Genomic DNA, 16914 nt, shown 5'->3' on the forward strand with positions numbered 1-16914 from the left:
TCTCAAGCTCTACGTAAATTTGGATGCTTACTTCTTTTAATAAATAAATAGTACTCCAGTCTATTTTTACATCTACGGGATATTGTTGCTTTCAAATTATTACACATTTCAACATAGTTATTTTCCCTTGAATAAGTAGATAAATAGGTTGCATTGATTATGTATGATCGATGAACTCTTAAAAAACTATGCTTCAAGCAAAGCAACTCAAATGACTTTATTGTTTTTGCATATACTAAACGGGTTCCGTCATTAAGGTAGAAATATGTATAATTTACCGAAGCTTCTAACATAACTATTTCAGAAAGAAGGTATGTTTTCAAACCTATTCTGATGCACTCATCTGTGTTGATTTGCTGTGTGATGGTTTTCATTATGCTGAGCTAAATAAATTATCAATACTTTATGTTCTCCTTGGTTTCGGATTTACACTATAAGTACCACTCAACAAGAGAAGGTTACAACAAGCTAATTTTTTTATTTAATTTTCTTATTTGGCATAGGTAGTTATTGGTATAACTCTTTCTATTGTTTGCTCGCCAGCCGACTTATTTTTTAAATTTTCTAAATCTTCTAATAAGTAAGTAACCCCATCTTTCTTCTCTGTTTTTAAGGCTCTAAAAGTTCCAGTTGTTGCAAAGCCTATTAAGGCTTCAACCCCAAACGGTGCTGAACATTTGAAATCTTGAGGTAATTTGATAGGAACATTGATTTCTTTGGCTGAAATAGAAAAATCGTTATCGTTCATAAAAAAAAGATTATTCTGAGCATCCTTATAAATCACTCTTACTTTACAAGGTTTATTAGCCACAACATAAATTGATAATAATTCTCCTTCTAAAAAACTCTGAGGTCTAATCCCTTTATTAGTTTTAATTTCAAACTGCAAAGCTGATTCATTATCACTTTCCGCTGGCGTATTGGTAATATTATTTGTTAAAACATCCGATTGTATCAACTGATTTTGACTTGGAATAATATCCTTTAGCAAATCTTCTGCATTGGTTAGTAGTATCTTATTAGATGTTGTAATAATTTCTTTTCCTGAAGAATTGATAAGCGTTGAAGAAATCAATAAATAATCACCTTGACGAGTATAGTTTGATTTAAGTTGCAAAACCCTATTAAAAGAACGAACTGGCAATGTTATTTTCAATGAAGGATGAGCCAACTTTAGCATTGTTTTCAGTTCTCCAGTAAATAACTCTGAAAACTTATTAATAACATTCTTTCCTTCAAAAGACATTTTATCAATAATAATTTCCTCGGTTTCACTTTTAGGAACAGCTTTACTTATATCACTGGCTATTTTTTCTGCTACATCTTCTAATGTAGTCTGGCTTAGGTTCGTTGAAAAATCTGGAATATTTGTAGCACTATTAATTTCCTTTATATCATTATCCATATAAGCAATTTTCAATTTGACAGCTTGCTTTTTAGAGTTCTGCATTTCCTGCTTCAATACAATTCTACACCAGTTGTAATCATTTAATAATGGTTTTGAGTTGCCATCAAAATACCAATTACCCTGCATAAATTTTTTTGCATATACATAGATTTCTTGATTCTTTTTGAATATTACTTTAGCCTTGTGAAAATCAATGTTGTAATTCAAGCCTTTAGGAAATCTGGTTTTTATTACTTCAAGATATTCCATTATTGGTAGCTCTTTGCTATCATTTGAAAAGGCATCTTTAGGGTTTATATCGTTTTCAAAAACTGCACCTTCGAGTAAATTTGGTACAATTGAACTCCAAGCATTTTTTTCATCATTATCTGTTTCTGCACTAAAAAAAACCTGTAAAGATGCCTTTGTTTTTTTTAACATCTTTACACTTTGGAGTGTAATTTCATTTTTATCTATAGTTTTTGGAGCCTGTTTTTGAGCAAAACTTATAGACCCATTTCCAAGAGTAATAAGTAAAATTATTAATGGTAAAAGCTTTTTCATATTCAGATAATTCTTGTGTTAATGTTGTTCATAAAACAAAAGCCTCTTCTCAATTAACTTAAGAAGAGGACTCTCAATACATCCAACCAAACTATTGTACTAATTTCTATGCTTAATTTTCACCAATAAAGGCACAATACTTCCTTTTGGCGTTCCTTTTACTTCAAAAGAGATTTCTTTACTATTATAACTTACTGATTCAGGTGCTACAAAGTCTTTACCAATTATAGAATAAACTTTTTGCTTAAACTCACCTTGTGCATTCGCCACGCCATCACGAAGGTTATCAATATTCAATTCTTTTGTAGAATAAAGTACTAAGAAATAATCGTTTCCAGGCTTATTATCCATTGTAAATGAACTATTTACTGATGGTAAAGTAGCTTCGTTATTTGATGGAATTAAAGCACTTATACCATCTTCAAATGGGAAAAGTTTAGTCACTCTGTTATTATCATCTGATGCAATGATATACACATAACTTGCTAAGTTATTTGTTATTACAGTTTTGAACGATGTCCCTGAATAATATTCTTGAGTAACTGAGTATGTAATCATATCAACAATCGTAGTATCTCTGGTAACATCAAGACCACGCTCTAACGCAGAAGATACTGGCATAGCTTCGCCATTTTTCAAAATCGGTTTTATACTTCCTTTTAGTGATACTTGAACTGGTTCAACAGGAACAGGCGTAGGAGTAACAGGAACTACAACTGGCTCGACCTTAGGTTCAACAGCAACATTCACGGTAACTACTGGCGTAGGAGTTATAATTGGAGAAAGTACTTCGTAGGCATAAGGAGCAAATTCTACTAAATCTTTGTATTTAACCCATACAAATCCGTTTGAACCCCACTTAGTTCCCCAGCTATTTACAATCAGAAATGCTCCATCTTTTGCTTTAGAATCATCGTATCCGACTACTGCCATGGCATGCCCTCCTACTGCTTTTTCTATGTTTTCGCCCGGAGCAACATTCCAAACATCAGTGGCTTTGAAAAAAGAATTAGGTATCCACATACCAATTACCACAGCATTTTGGCTTTCTACTAAGGCTGTTTTGATTGCTGTTACTTTTTCATCAGCTGAGGCAGAGGAAGGAAGTTCAAATAGAGTATTGTAACCTTCTATTTTAAAATTAACAGCTTCTGCATCACAGTTTGAATAGACCTTGCCACACTCGTAAGGAGCACATTTCAATGTTCCCACGCCACCTTTTTTCATGTAGTCAAGTGCATCGGAAATACTTGTTCCGATTTGACATTGCTGGTCTGTTGAGCGTTTTACACGTTCAAAAATATACGTTGGAGAAAACGCAATAGCGTTAATGGCTTCTTTTTGCTTCAAACCAAGTCTTTTTGCCTCCATAATGGTTCGCATATAATATGCAGTTGACCAGCCAACACAAGTACTAAAATCTCCCTGATCTAAAACGTTTGGTGTATAAGCCTGTAAACTAAAAGCTGGAGGTAGAATTCCTCTCATTAATGAAAAGTTTTTACTTCTTCTTGGCAATTGCAGATACTTTTTGTCATCTCTCAACAAACCCATTTTTCTTGGTTTCTGTGAAATTGCGAATTGAGTACCCAAAAGAACTAATAACAAGATAAAGTAGGTCTTTTTAAAGAATGACATTTTCATATTATTTTGTTTTGATTATAAATAGACAGTGAATTTTTAAATACTTACAGCTCTTTTAGCTTCAACTCAGATAGCTGATAATAAAGCCCTTTTTGTGAAATACAACTATACTTGGTAGGCATTCGTAATACAGTTGTTATTTTTCCTGCAACAATTTCATTTTGTTCAAAACGCTGTACATCGTGATAAGTAGTAATTCTACAAAACCACTTTCCGTATTCGTTTTTGCGAAATAAGTCATATAGACTGATTGATGAATTTAATAGTTCGTAATTCCCTTTTGTTGTGGCTACTCGTTTCAAAAAGTCTTCTTTACTTAATTGAATAGATTTACCTTCTTTTGAAATTAAGTTGATATACCCACTGGCATCAAAGAGTATATCATTAGTAGCTTCAATCTTTTCTAATGTGTCTTTGGTAACTTTTTCATCTTTAACTGCATCGACAAAAGACATAAATGCTTTGATTTTCTTTTCTGGTGACCAGTCTATGATAGAATCCAAAACAACAGGATTAGACTTTACTATTTCTGTAGTTTGTTCTTGGTGAATTAAATTTCCCTTGTGTAAGATGCTTGAAATTTTTACTGAATTAATATTTTGCTTAATATCAAAATTTACATCTGTAATAAATGTAAGTGTGTCGTATAACTCAACAGAGACTGCATTATTGATATGTCCTTCAAGATAGAGTGGGAGTGTTACTTTATATTGATTTTTATTACCAGTTGAAGACAAGCGTTTATACTCAACTGCGTCTCTATTCAACTGAAATTTGAATGATTGCTGATAAGTACCAGCAATTAGCGATAGTAATTCAGAAGGTTTAAAGCTATTAAGTTCGGCTAAATGTTCAACACTTTTATCAGTTTTTACTCTTCCGGGCATTACATGATTTGCTACAAGCACCGAATCGTTAACAAAATAAAGATGTACAAATTCTATATTTTTCTTGCTCGATGGGTCTTTTACCAATAATGGAATTAGTGTATTCAAGTCTTTTTGATAAGCTTTCAACATTTTATCAATCGCTTTCTCGTGTGAATTAACAATATCTTCATCAAAATTTAGACTCAATAAACTTATTAATACACCTATCGCAACAAATAAACGATTGGCTCTGTGAAAAAAGTAATGTCTCATTTTTGTTTAATTAAAGTTTGAATAAATACATTTGATAATTGCCAATAACTCAATTGCCTTTGAGCGACTTCGGTAGATACTATCACATAATCATTTTGCTTATTTTTCATCCATTGAGCTTTTTCAGAAGATTGTGTGTTCACTTTTTGAAGGCGGCTACGTAATCCAATGTATTGTCCATTTTCAGATAAATGAATGTCTGTGACATAACTTAGGTCGAAACTTTTCAATTCAACTCCCGACATTTTCCAAAGCTCGTCTGGGTAATTCCCTTTGGCACATTCATTAATACTCAATATCTTCAAAACCTTATCACTTCTGTAAAGAAAAATTGTATCATTTTTCAACACATTTTGTAGTTTCTGACAAATCAATTTTCTTTTATTATCATTTTTTTGAACTTTGAGGAGTGTTTTTAAATCCTCAACAAGTTCATTTTGTATATTTTGCAATACGATATTTGTGAGAGGTTCGTCAAAAATCCATTGCTGAGTGAATAAAACTTTCTGAAAGACAAATTTTTGTACGGTATTTCCCTTTTGATAAGTAGCAAGCGTGACTTTTAAGAACTCTCCTATTCTATTTGCTTTTCTGCTATTTGCTTTTATTCCCCAAAGCTTAACAGGTATTAGACATTCTATTTCTTTTAATTTCCCAAAACTCTTTTTAACAGATAGAATTTTGATTTGCTCGCCATCAATTATAAATTGAAATCCCTGCCAGTAAGCAAAAGGTAACATTTTAAAAAAATTATTTATTGAAAGGGTCGGACGTTTTTCTCTATATACAGCATCATCTTCCATCAGATTCGGAAAAATAAATTCATCATCCTTGAAATACTTATGTATGAAATTACTTTTTAAAGTTTTGATTTTTAGAGAATCCGATTCATAGCCTAACTCTTGAAAATCTGAAGAAAAAGCTTTAAAAAAAACTTTTACACTATCAACTATTGCTTGATGTTTTTCCTCTTTTGATTGTCCGTTGAGACATGAAAAAAAGCAAATAAATAAAATACTCAGAACTACTTTTTTCATAAGGTTTAGTGAATTATCAAGTTGCTAATTAGCCAGCCAGAGTTTTCCTTTTCACGTATAAACTCCTGTAATTCTATTTGATAGCGAGAATTTATTAACATTTTTAAAGTTATGTTGCTGGCGTGCTGAATTGTTAAATCTCCACTTTGTAAAACATTTTCGAGCTGAGTAATTTCTTTGGTAATAGTTGCTTGAGGTGATACTAAGGGAAGTACTCTTTTTGCTTCGTTTAATTCCTGAACTAATGAAATAAAAGCTACATCCTGAGCATTTGGATAAAGTCCTTTATATTTGGTTCGTAGAGTGTCCGACTTTAAATCGGGTGTCGTAGTTTTTTTAGCAACTTCTTTTTGTACAATTTCTGCCGGTAATTGAATGTGCTTTATTCGCCATGAAACCGTAGAATCTTTTAGGTTGAATGTTTTTTCTAAAATCATCTTGAGTTTCGTAGCTTTTCCTAAATAATTACCGTTCAAAACTAAAGTTGCTTGAATAGCTGCTTTGGGAGAAATTTTTGACTCTGATTCACAAACGGACTCTACAAACTGCCTAATATTTTGGGGATAATTCGATTTACTTTTTTTATTCATCAACCTCTCATCATCTTCATTAAATAATTTCATTAGATAATGATTTCGAGGAAAAATATTCTTGATTGAATCTGTCATTTCTTTACCATCAATATAAGTTTGGTAATTGAAGCGACTAATAAATTCACTTACGCTTTTCACTTGCCAGAGCATAAATGCTTCTGGTCTCGTTTTTTTGTGAATGATGATTGAGGTTGAATCTTTAATATTTTCAACTTTAGTTTCTTGAGCTTTACTTAAAAATGAAAGCAAAAGGAATATGAATGTTTTGCAAATTTTCATGTTATTCATTAGGCATCTGGATAGTTTCAACAACAATTATGTTTCCAAATAGAATTGTAAAATTTCCTTTTGCATTAGGTTTTTCGGTTACTTCGATGGCTTTTCGGTCTTTACTATGATAAAGAAGTTGTTCATTTTTATCAAAGCCTTTAAACTCCTGATAATAATAGGCAGTAGCATGATAGTTTCCATCCGCTCCTTTTTCAAAATCTGAACAATACGAAAGGTCGTAGGAAGTAATTTCCACTTTAGGAAAACGAGGTAGTTTGTATAGATTATTGAAATATGTTTTTATGGGTATATTCTCAACCGTACCATCTTTTCTGGAAACTTGAACTGTGGGCATTCTTAAAATTTTTCTTCCTTTTTCGTCATAATTGAGGGTGTCAAATAGGCTAATCGCTAATTTGATTGATTTCTGACGAAGACGGTCATTCAAAGACTTATCCCCAATCTGCTGAATATAATGTGTTAAATCATTTACTCTTTGTTTAGTCAATTCCTTGAATTCTTTGAGTTGTTCAGGTCCGACAGATTGGGATTGAGCTTTTGTTTTAGCAACTGAAAACAAAAGAATTATAATTAATGTGAAGACTACTTTTTTCATAATTTTTAAATTTTATCTGATTTCCTGCACTGTAATTTGTTGATAACGACCATCTTTACTAAAAACTGAAAGCTTTTCGACAACATTTATTTGTTTAATAAGTGATGGATTAACAAGTATTTTATCTAAAAAAAGGTCAAGATCTACGGGACTCATATTATTGTCAATTATGTTTACATACTCATGTGCCTCAGCTTCTGGCATAAAGTATAGGTTTCTTTTTTGAGACAGTAATTTTTCTCTTGCTGTATAATCGAGCGATTCGTCGGCTAATGTGTTCAAGAAGCGATTCATGTCACTAAAGTTTACTCTTGCTGCAGTTTTATTTTCAGGTTTAGCATTGGTCAGCACAACTCTCCAATTTGAATGTTGCTTTCCAGCCTGATTTTCAAATTTGACTTTATCTTGAAGTCGTCTATCCGCATCTTGCAAAAAAGTCTCCCAAGTGATGGTATTATTACTATTCTGAGCATGCGAAAGTGCCTCTTGCCATGCTGAACTATACCATCCTCCTGTATTTGTATGACATAATGCTCTTTCACCTTTTTTAGCACTACAAATTAAAATATCGCCTTTTGAGTCTTTAAAGAGTATGCGTAAGATGTCGTTCTCAACAAAAATTGAACGAAACTGTAAAGGTTTTACCATTGGCATTTGATTCGCCAACATTAAATTATTACAGCAATCGCCTAAGGTGATTGATAATCTTGCCCCTTTACTTTTAAGTTTTTTGTGTATAGCTTCCAAAGTAGTTTCTTCGCTATCTGGTAAATAGAGTACAGGAAATTCGCTTATTTGAGTTGGACTTGTAAAACCATGTCCTGAATAATAAAAAACAAGTACATCTTGATTTTCTACGGTCAATTCATTGATAGTTTTTTCAAGTCCTACTTTGCTAAAATTTTTATTAGTGATGACGATGCTTTTGTACTGATAATCAAGACTATAAGCAATTTTATGAAAAACAGAATCCATCGCAGCCAAATCTCGGGTACAACTAAACCCAATTTTAGGATCTTTTACATCAGCCATTATGATTACTCTGAAAGTCTGAGCAACGGATTTTTGAAGGAAACAACAGAAAATAATAAAAAGCAAGTATCGTACTTTCATAAATAGTTGAGATAGGGTAAATAAAATTTGGTTTACAAGTCGAAATAGAGCGACTTGCAATTTTGTAATACCAAATCTCAAAAAAATATGATTATTTCTCCGTAATGGGAAAATGAGAGGGGATAAATGATTTGAAATGCAGTGATTTTTTCAAAGAAAAATCAATAGTCAGGAATTACTTCCTATCAAAAATTTGAAGGTAATTTTATTTCAATCCCTTTCTTCTTTCAATAGCGTCACGAACTCTGGTGGCACTTTCGTAGTCTTCTTTTTTAAGGATTTTTTCTAATAAATCTTCCAATTCTGCCAAGGTGTATTCGGCATAAGAACCTTTTTTTTCTCTACTTTTTTCGTCGATAGCATAGCCACAGGTTTCTAAGACAAATGCGTCGATATAAATCTGGCAATTGAATCGTATTGCTAAAGCTACGGCATCAGAAGGGCGAGCGTCAATTTGAATAATACTTCCTTTTGTATCCTGAAAAATAAGAATAGCATGAAAAATATCATTCTCGAAGGCATTGATAATGACTTCTTTGAGCTTGGTTTGAAGCTGATTTAAAACATTATGGAATAAATCATGTGTGAGTGGACGTTGTGGGAAAATCTTTTCAATAGGCATCGCAATCGCCTGTGCTTCGGCTGTTCCGATGATAATCGGAACTCTGAGTTTAGACTTTGGGTCTTCTAAAACCATCACATAATGACCTGACTTAGATTGGCTTTCAGCCATGGCTACGATAGAAACTTCAATTTTCTTCATCTTGAGTAGAAAGGTTTTTTTTAATAAATGAACATAAATTTCCGATATCATCAAAGGGCGAAATAACAAACCCATCAACACTTAGTCGATATAAATCTCTTCTTTCTACTTCAACAACAAAGCCTTGAGGAAGCTTAATAAATTTACCATTTTTTTCAATGACTGCTATGCCCATTTGTTCAAAAGCATAAAGTACAAAATCTGTTTCATTGTATTGTACTGCCATTTTTAAAAAGAAAGATTTTGTTTTAAAATACTAAAACCAATCACCAAACAAAGAAGTGATGAACCTACTGACAAGGTAAGTTTTACCCATTTATTTTGTGTGACTTTGCTCGAAAAAGGAAAACTAAAAAATGCCGAAGCTACCATCATGCCGAAAATAGAACCCAAACCAAAGGTCAATAAATAAATGAGCATATTAGCATTTCCTTTGATTTGCGTCATTACAGAAAGTACCAAAGCTCCACTTCCTGCCAGCCCATGAATTGCCCCTACTCCATAAGCTAATGAAAAATTTTGATGCGAGTGATGATGAGAATGGGGTTGGTTTTCTTGTGATTTTGTTTTGTTATTTAATATTTTAAAAATTCTGAAAAAGCCCAATAACATCAACATCAAGCCTACGCCTGCTTCTTCATAGCGAAAATCTTCTTCTTTGAAAGTAAGTTTACCAAGTATGACAATACTTCCAACCAATAAAATAGTAGAAGTATGCCCTAAGCCCCAAAAAATTCCATCTTTGATAGCCAATTCAATTTTGTTACGTTTACTCACAAGGTTACTAACGGCCACCAAATGGTCGGCTTCAAAAGCGTGACCAAAACCAACCGTCGAGGCAAATAAAATTGGCAAAGTTATATCCATAATGTTTACGTTGATAGAGCTATACTCTCTTAATTTTTAATTTGATAAAGTATTACTCGGTGGTTTCCGGTATCTGCTAAAATTAAATTTTGCTTGCTTACGCAAATTGAAAAAGGCCAATACAACTGCTTATCTGTTCCTAATTTTGTATTTGAATTTTCGCTTCCTGTATTAAAATCAAATTGCCCAAGTACGTTATCTGCCGAAGCATTATTTTCTTTGGGTACTTCCTTGAACCATAATACTCTGCTGTTGCCAGTGTCAACTACAAAAATTCCTTTTTCATAGAAAAAAGTATCATAAAGCCAGTTCATTGCATTTGGTTTTGGAAAAAGGCTGTACTGATTCTGACCATTTGATGAAAAATCTGGTTGACCAATAATTACATCCGCATTCTGTTGATTAGCTGTTCGCCAGTCATTCCAAATCAATACTCTGTAATATTGTGTATCCGCAACTGCCATTTGTCCCGCTTCATTAATTCTGGCAGAATAAGGCCAAATCGGTTGAAAATCTTCATAATCTCTTTCAAAAAAATTACTTTTCCCGATTACTTCATCAGCCGCTTTGAAATTTTCGGTAGGAATTTTTTCGTAAAAAAGTACTCTTCTGTTACCTGTATCACAAATCCAAAGATGAGTACCGTCAGAAAAAACGCCATAAGGCCAATTCAAGGTTTGGGCAGTTGGATTTGCTCCAATTTGGTGATTATTTGGCTGATTACTCATAAAATCAGGCTGACCAATTACTACATCAGCTGCTTGTCCATTAGTACTTGGCATAGAATGCCAAACCAAAACCCGATGATTCCAAGCATCTGCAATAATCAACTTTTTACCATCCGACCAAATCCCCGAAGGATATTGCAAAGTACTTGCATTTACTTGATGTCCTGCATTTCTACCTGTATCGGTCGTTTCAATTTGCCCTAACACAAGCGAAGGTTCTTCAAATTCACTTGTAGGTATTTCATTCCAAATAAAAACTCTATTTTGTCCCGTATCCGATACCATCAATTTTCCATCAACCGACCAAACACCTCTGGGAGCTAATAATGGATTATGCAAACTTCCTTTAAAAACTAAATGATGATGAGTCATTTTGGGTAAAGAAGGCAATGAGGCATCTATACTTCCGCCACCCGTCGAGGGCGAATTGGTTAATGAGATTAACATATTCTTGGTAATTGTTCTCCTACTAACATATTTACAACTCGCTTCCCTCCTATTTTGCTGGTCAAAATTACTTGTCCTTGATGTTCGGCAACGACTTCACCAATAATGGCAGCATCTTTTCCAAAGTCTAATTTCTTTAGTGAATGAAGGAAACTATCGGCAATATCAGCTTTGACAATGGCTAAAAAAACACCTTCGTTGGCAACATAAAGTGGGTCTAAACCCAATAATTCACAAGCGGAAGCTACTTCTTCGATAACAGGAATGGCTTTTTGATGAATATTGATTCCAGTTTTTGAATCTCTTGCTATTTCGTTCAAGACCGTCGCCACACCACCTCTGGTCGGGTCACGAAGTAGATGAATATCTGTACCGAATTCATCTAATAAAGATTTTATGGTATGGTTTAAAGGACAAGTATCGCTGAGAATTGTACTTTCAAATTCAAGTCCTTCACGAACCGACATAATTGCCATGCCGTGCGTTGCGATGTTTCCGCTTACGATAATTTTATCGCCCACTTCAAGCCTTTTTATATGAATTTCTGCTTTGGGATGAACCGTACCAATGCCAGAAGTATTAATAAAAATTTTATCTCCTTTGCCTTTTTCCACTACTTTGGTATCGCCTGTTACGATTTGAACGCCAGCTCTTTCACAAGCGAACTTAATAGAAACAAGTATCTGCCAAAAGTCTTTCATACTTAGTCCTTCTTCGATAATAAAACTTAGCGACAAGTAAGCTGGAATCGCTCCGCACATTGATAAGTCATTCACCGTTCCGTTTACAGCTAATTCGCCGATATTTCCTCCCGGAAAGAAAATCGGTGAAATCACATAACTGTCGGTTGAAAATGCCATTTTACCAGAAGCATTAAAAACTGCCCCGTCGTGTTTTTCATCTAATAAATCGTTACTGAGTAATTTAAAAACTCCAGATTCTAACAGTTTATTCGTCAATATTCCACCACTTCCATGTCCAAGTGTTATGACCTCAAAATCTAATTGTGGCATCGGACATTGGAGTTCAATCTTCATTTTTTCCATAATTTTTAGGCTTCTGCCATTTCCATTTCTCCCACATTTTTAAAATGATAATACGCCGCACAAGCTCCTTCCGACGAAACCATAGGAGCACCTAAAGGCTTTTCTGGATTACATTTTTTGCCAAATTGACTACACTCATAAGGTTTTTTGATACCTTTCAGCACCAAACCTGCGATACAATCTGGGCATTCGGGTACTTTTATAATATTAACGGTAAATTTCTGATTGGCATCAAATTCCGCTAATTCGTCTCTTACTTCCCAACCAGAATTAGGTATCGTACCGATTCCTCTCCACTCTCTGTCAGCTATTTTAAATACTTGTTCAATTGTTTTTTGTGCCGCAGGATTTCCTTCGGCTTTTACTACTCTACTGTATTGATTTTCTAATTTTGCTTCTCCTTTTTCTAATTGTTTAACGGTCATCAAAATACCTTGTAGCAAGTCAATTGGCTCAAAACCAGTTACAACCATCGGCACTTTATGTTTTTCAACCAAAGGATAATACTCCGCCAAACCCATAATCGTACAAACGTGTCCTGCTGCCAAAAATGATTGGATTCTTGCTTCATCATCATTCATAATGGCTTCCATGGCAGGCGGAACAAGTACATGAGAAGCAAGAATTGAATAGTTTTTCAAGCCTAATCGCTGGGCATATACCACAGAAAGAGCATTGGCTGGTGCAGTGGTTTCAAAACCAACGGCAAAAAATACGACTTCTTTTGTTGGATTTTCTTGTGCCAATTTTACCGCTTCCAATGGCGAATACAAAATGCGTACATCTGCCCCATTTGCTTTAGCTTCCAAAAGGCTTTTTTGTGAACCGGGTACTCGAATCATATCACCAAACGAACATAAAATAACACCTTTTTCTTCTGCTAAATACACCGCTTTATCTATCAAATTCAGAGGAGTAACGCAAACTGGACAACCAGGGCCGTGTACCATTCTGATTTTTTGAGGAAGTAAATCTAAAATGCCATTTTTTACCAAAGAATGTGTTTGTCCGCCACAAATTTCCATGATTGTCCACGGCTGAGTAGTCACTTTATGTAATTCGTTGAGGTACTGCTCAACCAATTGTGGGTCTCGGTATTCTGATAAAAATTTCATTTTTTATTTCGTTAAATTTCTTCGTTATTAAATGCCTACCGCCTAAAGCTTACAGCCAATCACAATTGACAACTCTCTACCAACTCATCTATTTCCCCAATTTCACTCAAGTATTGAAAAGTTTTTTGGGCTTCTTCTTCATCGACAATACTTATCGCAACGCCCACGTGAACGAGTACATAATCGCCAATTTGGGCATCAGGAACCATGTCTAAACTGGCTTCTTTTACGATACCTCCAAAGACTACTTTCGCCATCCGAACTCTGCCATCGTACTGTAATTCAATAGATTTTATTTTACCGGGAATCGCTAAACACATGGTTTTATGAATTTAATTATTGATTAATGAGAAATACGCCAACTGACCAAATGAAATACATTCATCGTTGGGCGAAAGTTGTTGATGAAAATGTAATTTAAATTTTTCTGCACAATGGTCGATAATCATATCGACCAATAAAGCATTTTGAAATACTCCGCCACTAAAAGCTAAGTGCTGAATTTTACTTTGCGTAGCTATATTTTTAATGATTTTTACTAAAGAAAAATGAAACTTAACAGCGATAAATCCTACTGATTTTTTGGCTTTTATATCTTCAATAATTCCTTGAAGTAAATCAGTAGTTTGTACTTGGTTTTGAATGATTTTTACAGAATAAAATTCTTTAAAATCAAAATCATGATTTTCTAAATAATCTAAAGCCATTTCTTCTAACAAAATGGCAGCTTCACCTTCATAAGAAACTTTGTCGATGATAGACAAAATCGAGGCGACGCCGTCAAACAGTCGCCCGATACTTGAGGTTTTTAATTGGTTTTGTTTCAGTATTTTTTTGTATAATTCGTACTCTTTTTCAGTAAACTTGGGTTTTAAATACTGTTCTACTTCTGGCAAAGTATGCGAAAGCGACAGAGCAGAAATGCGTGGTTCACGGGGCATTTTGTCGCCAAGTATGGCTTCAAAATAAGCAAAATGAGCCTGACGCTCGAAGTTTCCAGCATGATAAAACATAAACTCTCCGCCCCAAATGTTGCCATCTTCACCAAAACCAGTACCATCCCAAATGATGCCTAATACTTTTTCTGTGGTATCTAATAAATTATTTTCGGCTAACACCGCTGCAAAATGGGCTTTGTGATGCTGAATAATAACCACTGGAATTGATTTTTCTTGAGCCATTTGCAAACCCAAAATGCTTGAAAAATAAGCTTGATGCTGGTCTATCAAAACAATTTGTGGCTGAACTTCTAATACTTTTTCAAAATGTTCGAGACATTGCTGAAAGTTATTTTGAGTATCAAAACTTTCTAAATCACCTAAATATTGACTGACGTAAAGGTTCTGTTCAGTTTGCCAAGCAAAGGTTGACTTCAAAGAAGCTCCCATTGCTAAAGTATTGATTTTATGCGTATTAAAACTCCCATAAAAATAATTCGGAGCAAATCCTCTTGCTCTTCTGTGGATAATTTTTTGTCGGTTGTTCTTTGTAAATCTTATTACTGAATCATCTTGCGGAACAAGTATTTCTCTGTTATTTGTCACAATGATGTCCGCAATTTCTGCCAAATCTTCCAAAGCTTTTTGGTCTTTGAAAACAATTGGACTATGACTAATATTCCCACTGGTGGCTATCAAAGCTTTCCCAAATTGTTGACTGAGTATTTCAAACAAAGGGCTATATGGCAACATTACACCAATGTGTTTCAAGTTTGGGGCAATTGCCTCGAAAGAATCATTCCCTTTTTTTAATTTCAACAAAACAATTGGTGCAGCCGATGAGGTCAATAGTGCTTGCTCATCTTCTTGAATTTCAGCTACTTTTTCGAGTTCATCAATCGTTGGAAACATCAGAGCAAAAGGTTTACTTGGGCGAAATTTTCTTACTCTTAACTTTTCTACTACTTTCAAATTATTGGCATCGCCCATCAACAAATAACCTCCAATTCCTTTTATAGCAATGATTTTTCCTGCATTGATTCGCTCAACGAGCCAAGGAATTATCTCATTTTGTGCCAATGTTATTGCGGAATTGTTTTCAAAAACACGCATTTCAACTGCACAATCTGGACAAGTATTCGTCTGAGCAAAAAATCGTCGGTTGCTTGGATTTTGATACTCTTTTTTACAATTCGGACACATTTCAAAAGTACCCATACTGGTACTTTGTCGGTCATAAGGCAAAGCTTGAATAATAGAATATCTTGGCCCGCAATGACTACAAGTGGTAAAAGCATAATTGGCTCTTTTGTCTGTCATCAAATGGATTTCGCTTCTACAATCCTGACAAATCGCTAAATCTGGCGTTAATAGAATATTGGTTTTCCCTTCATGCGCACTTTGCTTGATTTCAAAATCTTGAAATACTTCTCTTTCAACAAGCTCAACACTCGAAGCTGTGACAAAAGCATTTTTCGGAATATTTTTCAAAAGTGTTTCATAAAAGTCTTGAATACTTTCAGCATCAGCATTCACACAAATCTGAACGCCTTTTTTGGTATTATTCACCCAACCTTGAAAGCCAAATTCTCGGGCAAGTTGATACACAAAAGGTCGGAAACCAACGCCTTGTACAATGCCTTCAAGATGAATTTGAAAGGTTTGCTCTGCTATGTAAGTATCTATTTCCAAGAAATTCTATGCTTTTTTAACCCATTTTTTATGAACCACACCCAAAATTTAGGTCTGATTCTAAAAATTCATTTTTCATAATTCATAATTTAAAACTCCTTTTTTCTCCGCTACTTTAGCCGTCAGCCACTCACACCATTCGTCCATACCTGTTCCATTCAAACTTGAAATAGTGATTACTTCAATGTCTGGATTTACTTCTCTTGCGTCTTTTGTTACGGCTTCTACCGAAAAAGGCACATAAGGCAATAAATCAGATTTCGAGACAATCATCAATTCGCTTGTCAAAAACATTCTTGGATATTTCTTAGGTTTATCGTCGCCTTCGGTACTTGCCAAAAGTGTGATTCTTACGTCTTCGCCCAAATCAAAAGCCGCAGGACAAACAAGATTTCCAACGTTTTCAATAAAAAGCAAATCTACGTCTGTTAGGTCAATGTGGTCGAGGGCTTGGTAAATCATTTGAGCTTCAATGTGGCACATTCCGCCCGTGACAATTTGAAGTGCATTAATTCCCACATCTCGCATACGAATGGCATCTCTTTCCGTTTCTGGGTCGCCAACCAAAACCGCCATATTGATTTTTCCTCTTAGTCTTTTGCCTGTTTCTTGCATCAAAGTAGTTTTACCACTTCCGGGCGAAGAACAAACATTGATAACCAAAATATTAGGAAGTCTATCACGTACCGCTTTTGCTACAAAATCATTGACTTTTAGCAAATTGAGGGTTGTATTTTCACATTTTACCGAGCCAACAGATGCTTGGTTTGACTTTGGTTTTGCTTGATTTAACATCTTTTTGTTGGATTATTATTTTGAAAATATGAGTTATGAAAGATTGTTAGATTTTTGCTTTCAGATTTCAGATTTCGGGTATCGGATTTATGCTGAAAAAATTTTTTAGAAGTATTTTATCCCGCTTCAGAAATCACAAATCAGCAATTTTAGTATC

Annotated in this window: 17 protein-coding genes; all 17 read right to left on the reverse strand. The window is 34.3% G+C overall.

Annotated elements, in window-relative coordinates; translation table 11 throughout:
* Positions 1-2 precede the first annotated feature (2 nt).
* Positions 3-374, reverse strand: a complete 372-nt coding sequence (locus VB248_RS22585; RefSeq protein WP_407652872.1) for a LytR/AlgR family response regulator transcription factor — start codon at positions 372-374, stop codon at positions 3-5.
* A gap of 116 nt (positions 375-490) precedes the next feature.
* Complete coding sequence (locus tag VB248_RS05815; RefSeq protein WP_323295802.1) at positions 491-1951, reverse strand: hypothetical protein; 1461 nt, start codon at positions 1949-1951, stop codon at positions 491-493.
* A gap of 99 nt (positions 1952-2050) precedes the next feature.
* Positions 2051-3589 (reverse strand): C1 family peptidase, encoded by a 1539-nt coding sequence (locus VB248_RS05820; RefSeq protein WP_323295803.1) that lies wholly within the window; start codon positions 3587-3589, stop codon positions 2051-2053.
* A 50-nt stretch (positions 3590-3639) separates the two neighbouring features.
* Complete coding sequence (locus VB248_RS05825) at positions 3640-4737, reverse strand: hypothetical protein (protein WP_323295804.1); 1098 nt, start codon at positions 4735-4737, stop codon at positions 3640-3642.
* Positions 4734-5774 carry a hypothetical protein gene (locus VB248_RS05830; RefSeq protein ID WP_323295805.1) on the reverse strand — a complete coding sequence of 347 codons (1041 nt, stop codon included), beginning with the start codon at positions 5772-5774 and terminating at the stop codon, positions 4734-4736. Before VB248_RS05830 ends, VB248_RS05825 begins: the two co-directional genes overlap by 4 nt.
* Positions 5775-5779: 5 nt before the next feature.
* On the reverse strand, positions 5780-6646 hold the full coding sequence (locus VB248_RS05835; RefSeq protein ID WP_323295806.1) for a hypothetical protein: 867 nt from the start codon (positions 6644-6646) through the stop codon (positions 5780-5782).
* Position 6647: 1 nt separating this feature from the next.
* Entirely contained in the window at positions 6648-7253 is a 606-nt protein-coding gene (locus tag VB248_RS05840; protein WP_323295807.1) for a hypothetical protein, read from the reverse strand.
* 12 nt (positions 7254-7265) lie between these two features.
* Positions 7266-8366: a caspase family protein gene (locus VB248_RS05845; protein ID WP_323295808.1), complete on the reverse strand. Its 1101-nt coding sequence runs from the start codon at positions 8364-8366 to the stop codon at positions 7266-7268.
* Positions 8367-8571: 205 nt separating this feature from the next.
* Entirely contained in the window at positions 8572-9129 is a 558-nt protein-coding gene (locus tag VB248_RS05850; protein ID WP_323295809.1) for a bifunctional nuclease family protein, read from the reverse strand.
* Positions 9116-9355 carry a hypothetical protein gene (locus VB248_RS05855; RefSeq protein WP_323295810.1) on the reverse strand — a complete coding sequence of 80 codons (240 nt, stop codon included), beginning with the start codon at positions 9353-9355 and terminating at the stop codon, positions 9116-9118. Before VB248_RS05855 ends, VB248_RS05850 begins: the two co-directional genes overlap by 14 nt.
* A 2-nt stretch (positions 9356-9357) precedes the next feature.
* A complete protein-coding gene (locus VB248_RS05860; protein ID WP_323295811.1) occupies positions 9358-9996 on the reverse strand; it encodes a sulfite exporter TauE/SafE family protein in 639 nt (212 codons plus the stop codon).
* Between the two features lie 29 nt (positions 9997-10025).
* Complete coding sequence (locus VB248_RS05865; RefSeq protein WP_323295812.1) at positions 10026-11171, reverse strand: NHL repeat-containing protein; 1146 nt, start codon at positions 11169-11171, stop codon at positions 10026-10028.
* Positions 11165-12208 carry a hydrogenase expression/formation protein HypE gene (gene hypE / locus VB248_RS05870; RefSeq protein ID WP_323295813.1) on the reverse strand — a complete coding sequence of 348 codons (1044 nt, stop codon included), beginning with the start codon at positions 12206-12208 and terminating at the stop codon, positions 11165-11167. Before hypE ends, VB248_RS05865 begins: the two co-directional genes overlap by 7 nt.
* 14 nt (positions 12209-12222) lie before the next feature.
* Positions 12223-13332: a hydrogenase formation protein HypD gene (hypD, locus tag VB248_RS05875; RefSeq protein ID WP_323295814.1), complete on the reverse strand. Its 1110-nt coding sequence runs from the start codon at positions 13330-13332 to the stop codon at positions 12223-12225.
* A 59-nt stretch (positions 13333-13391) separates the two neighbouring features.
* Positions 13392-13652 carry a HypC/HybG/HupF family hydrogenase formation chaperone gene (locus VB248_RS05880; RefSeq protein WP_323295815.1) on the reverse strand — a complete coding sequence of 87 codons (261 nt, stop codon included), beginning with the start codon at positions 13650-13652 and terminating at the stop codon, positions 13392-13394.
* A gap of 12 nt (positions 13653-13664) precedes the next feature.
* Positions 13665-15962, reverse strand: coding sequence for a carbamoyltransferase HypF (gene hypF / locus VB248_RS05885; RefSeq protein ID WP_323295816.1), 2298 nt, complete (start codon positions 15960-15962; stop codon positions 13665-13667).
* A gap of 75 nt (positions 15963-16037) precedes the next feature.
* Positions 16038-16757, reverse strand: a complete 720-nt coding sequence (gene hypB / locus VB248_RS05890; protein ID WP_323295817.1) for a hydrogenase nickel incorporation protein HypB — start codon at positions 16755-16757, stop codon at positions 16038-16040.
* Positions 16758-16914 lie beyond the last annotated feature (157 nt).

Source organism: Arcicella rigui (assembly GCF_034929435.1).
Lineage (GTDB): Bacteria > Bacteroidota > Bacteroidia > Cytophagales > Spirosomataceae > Arcicella > Arcicella rigui.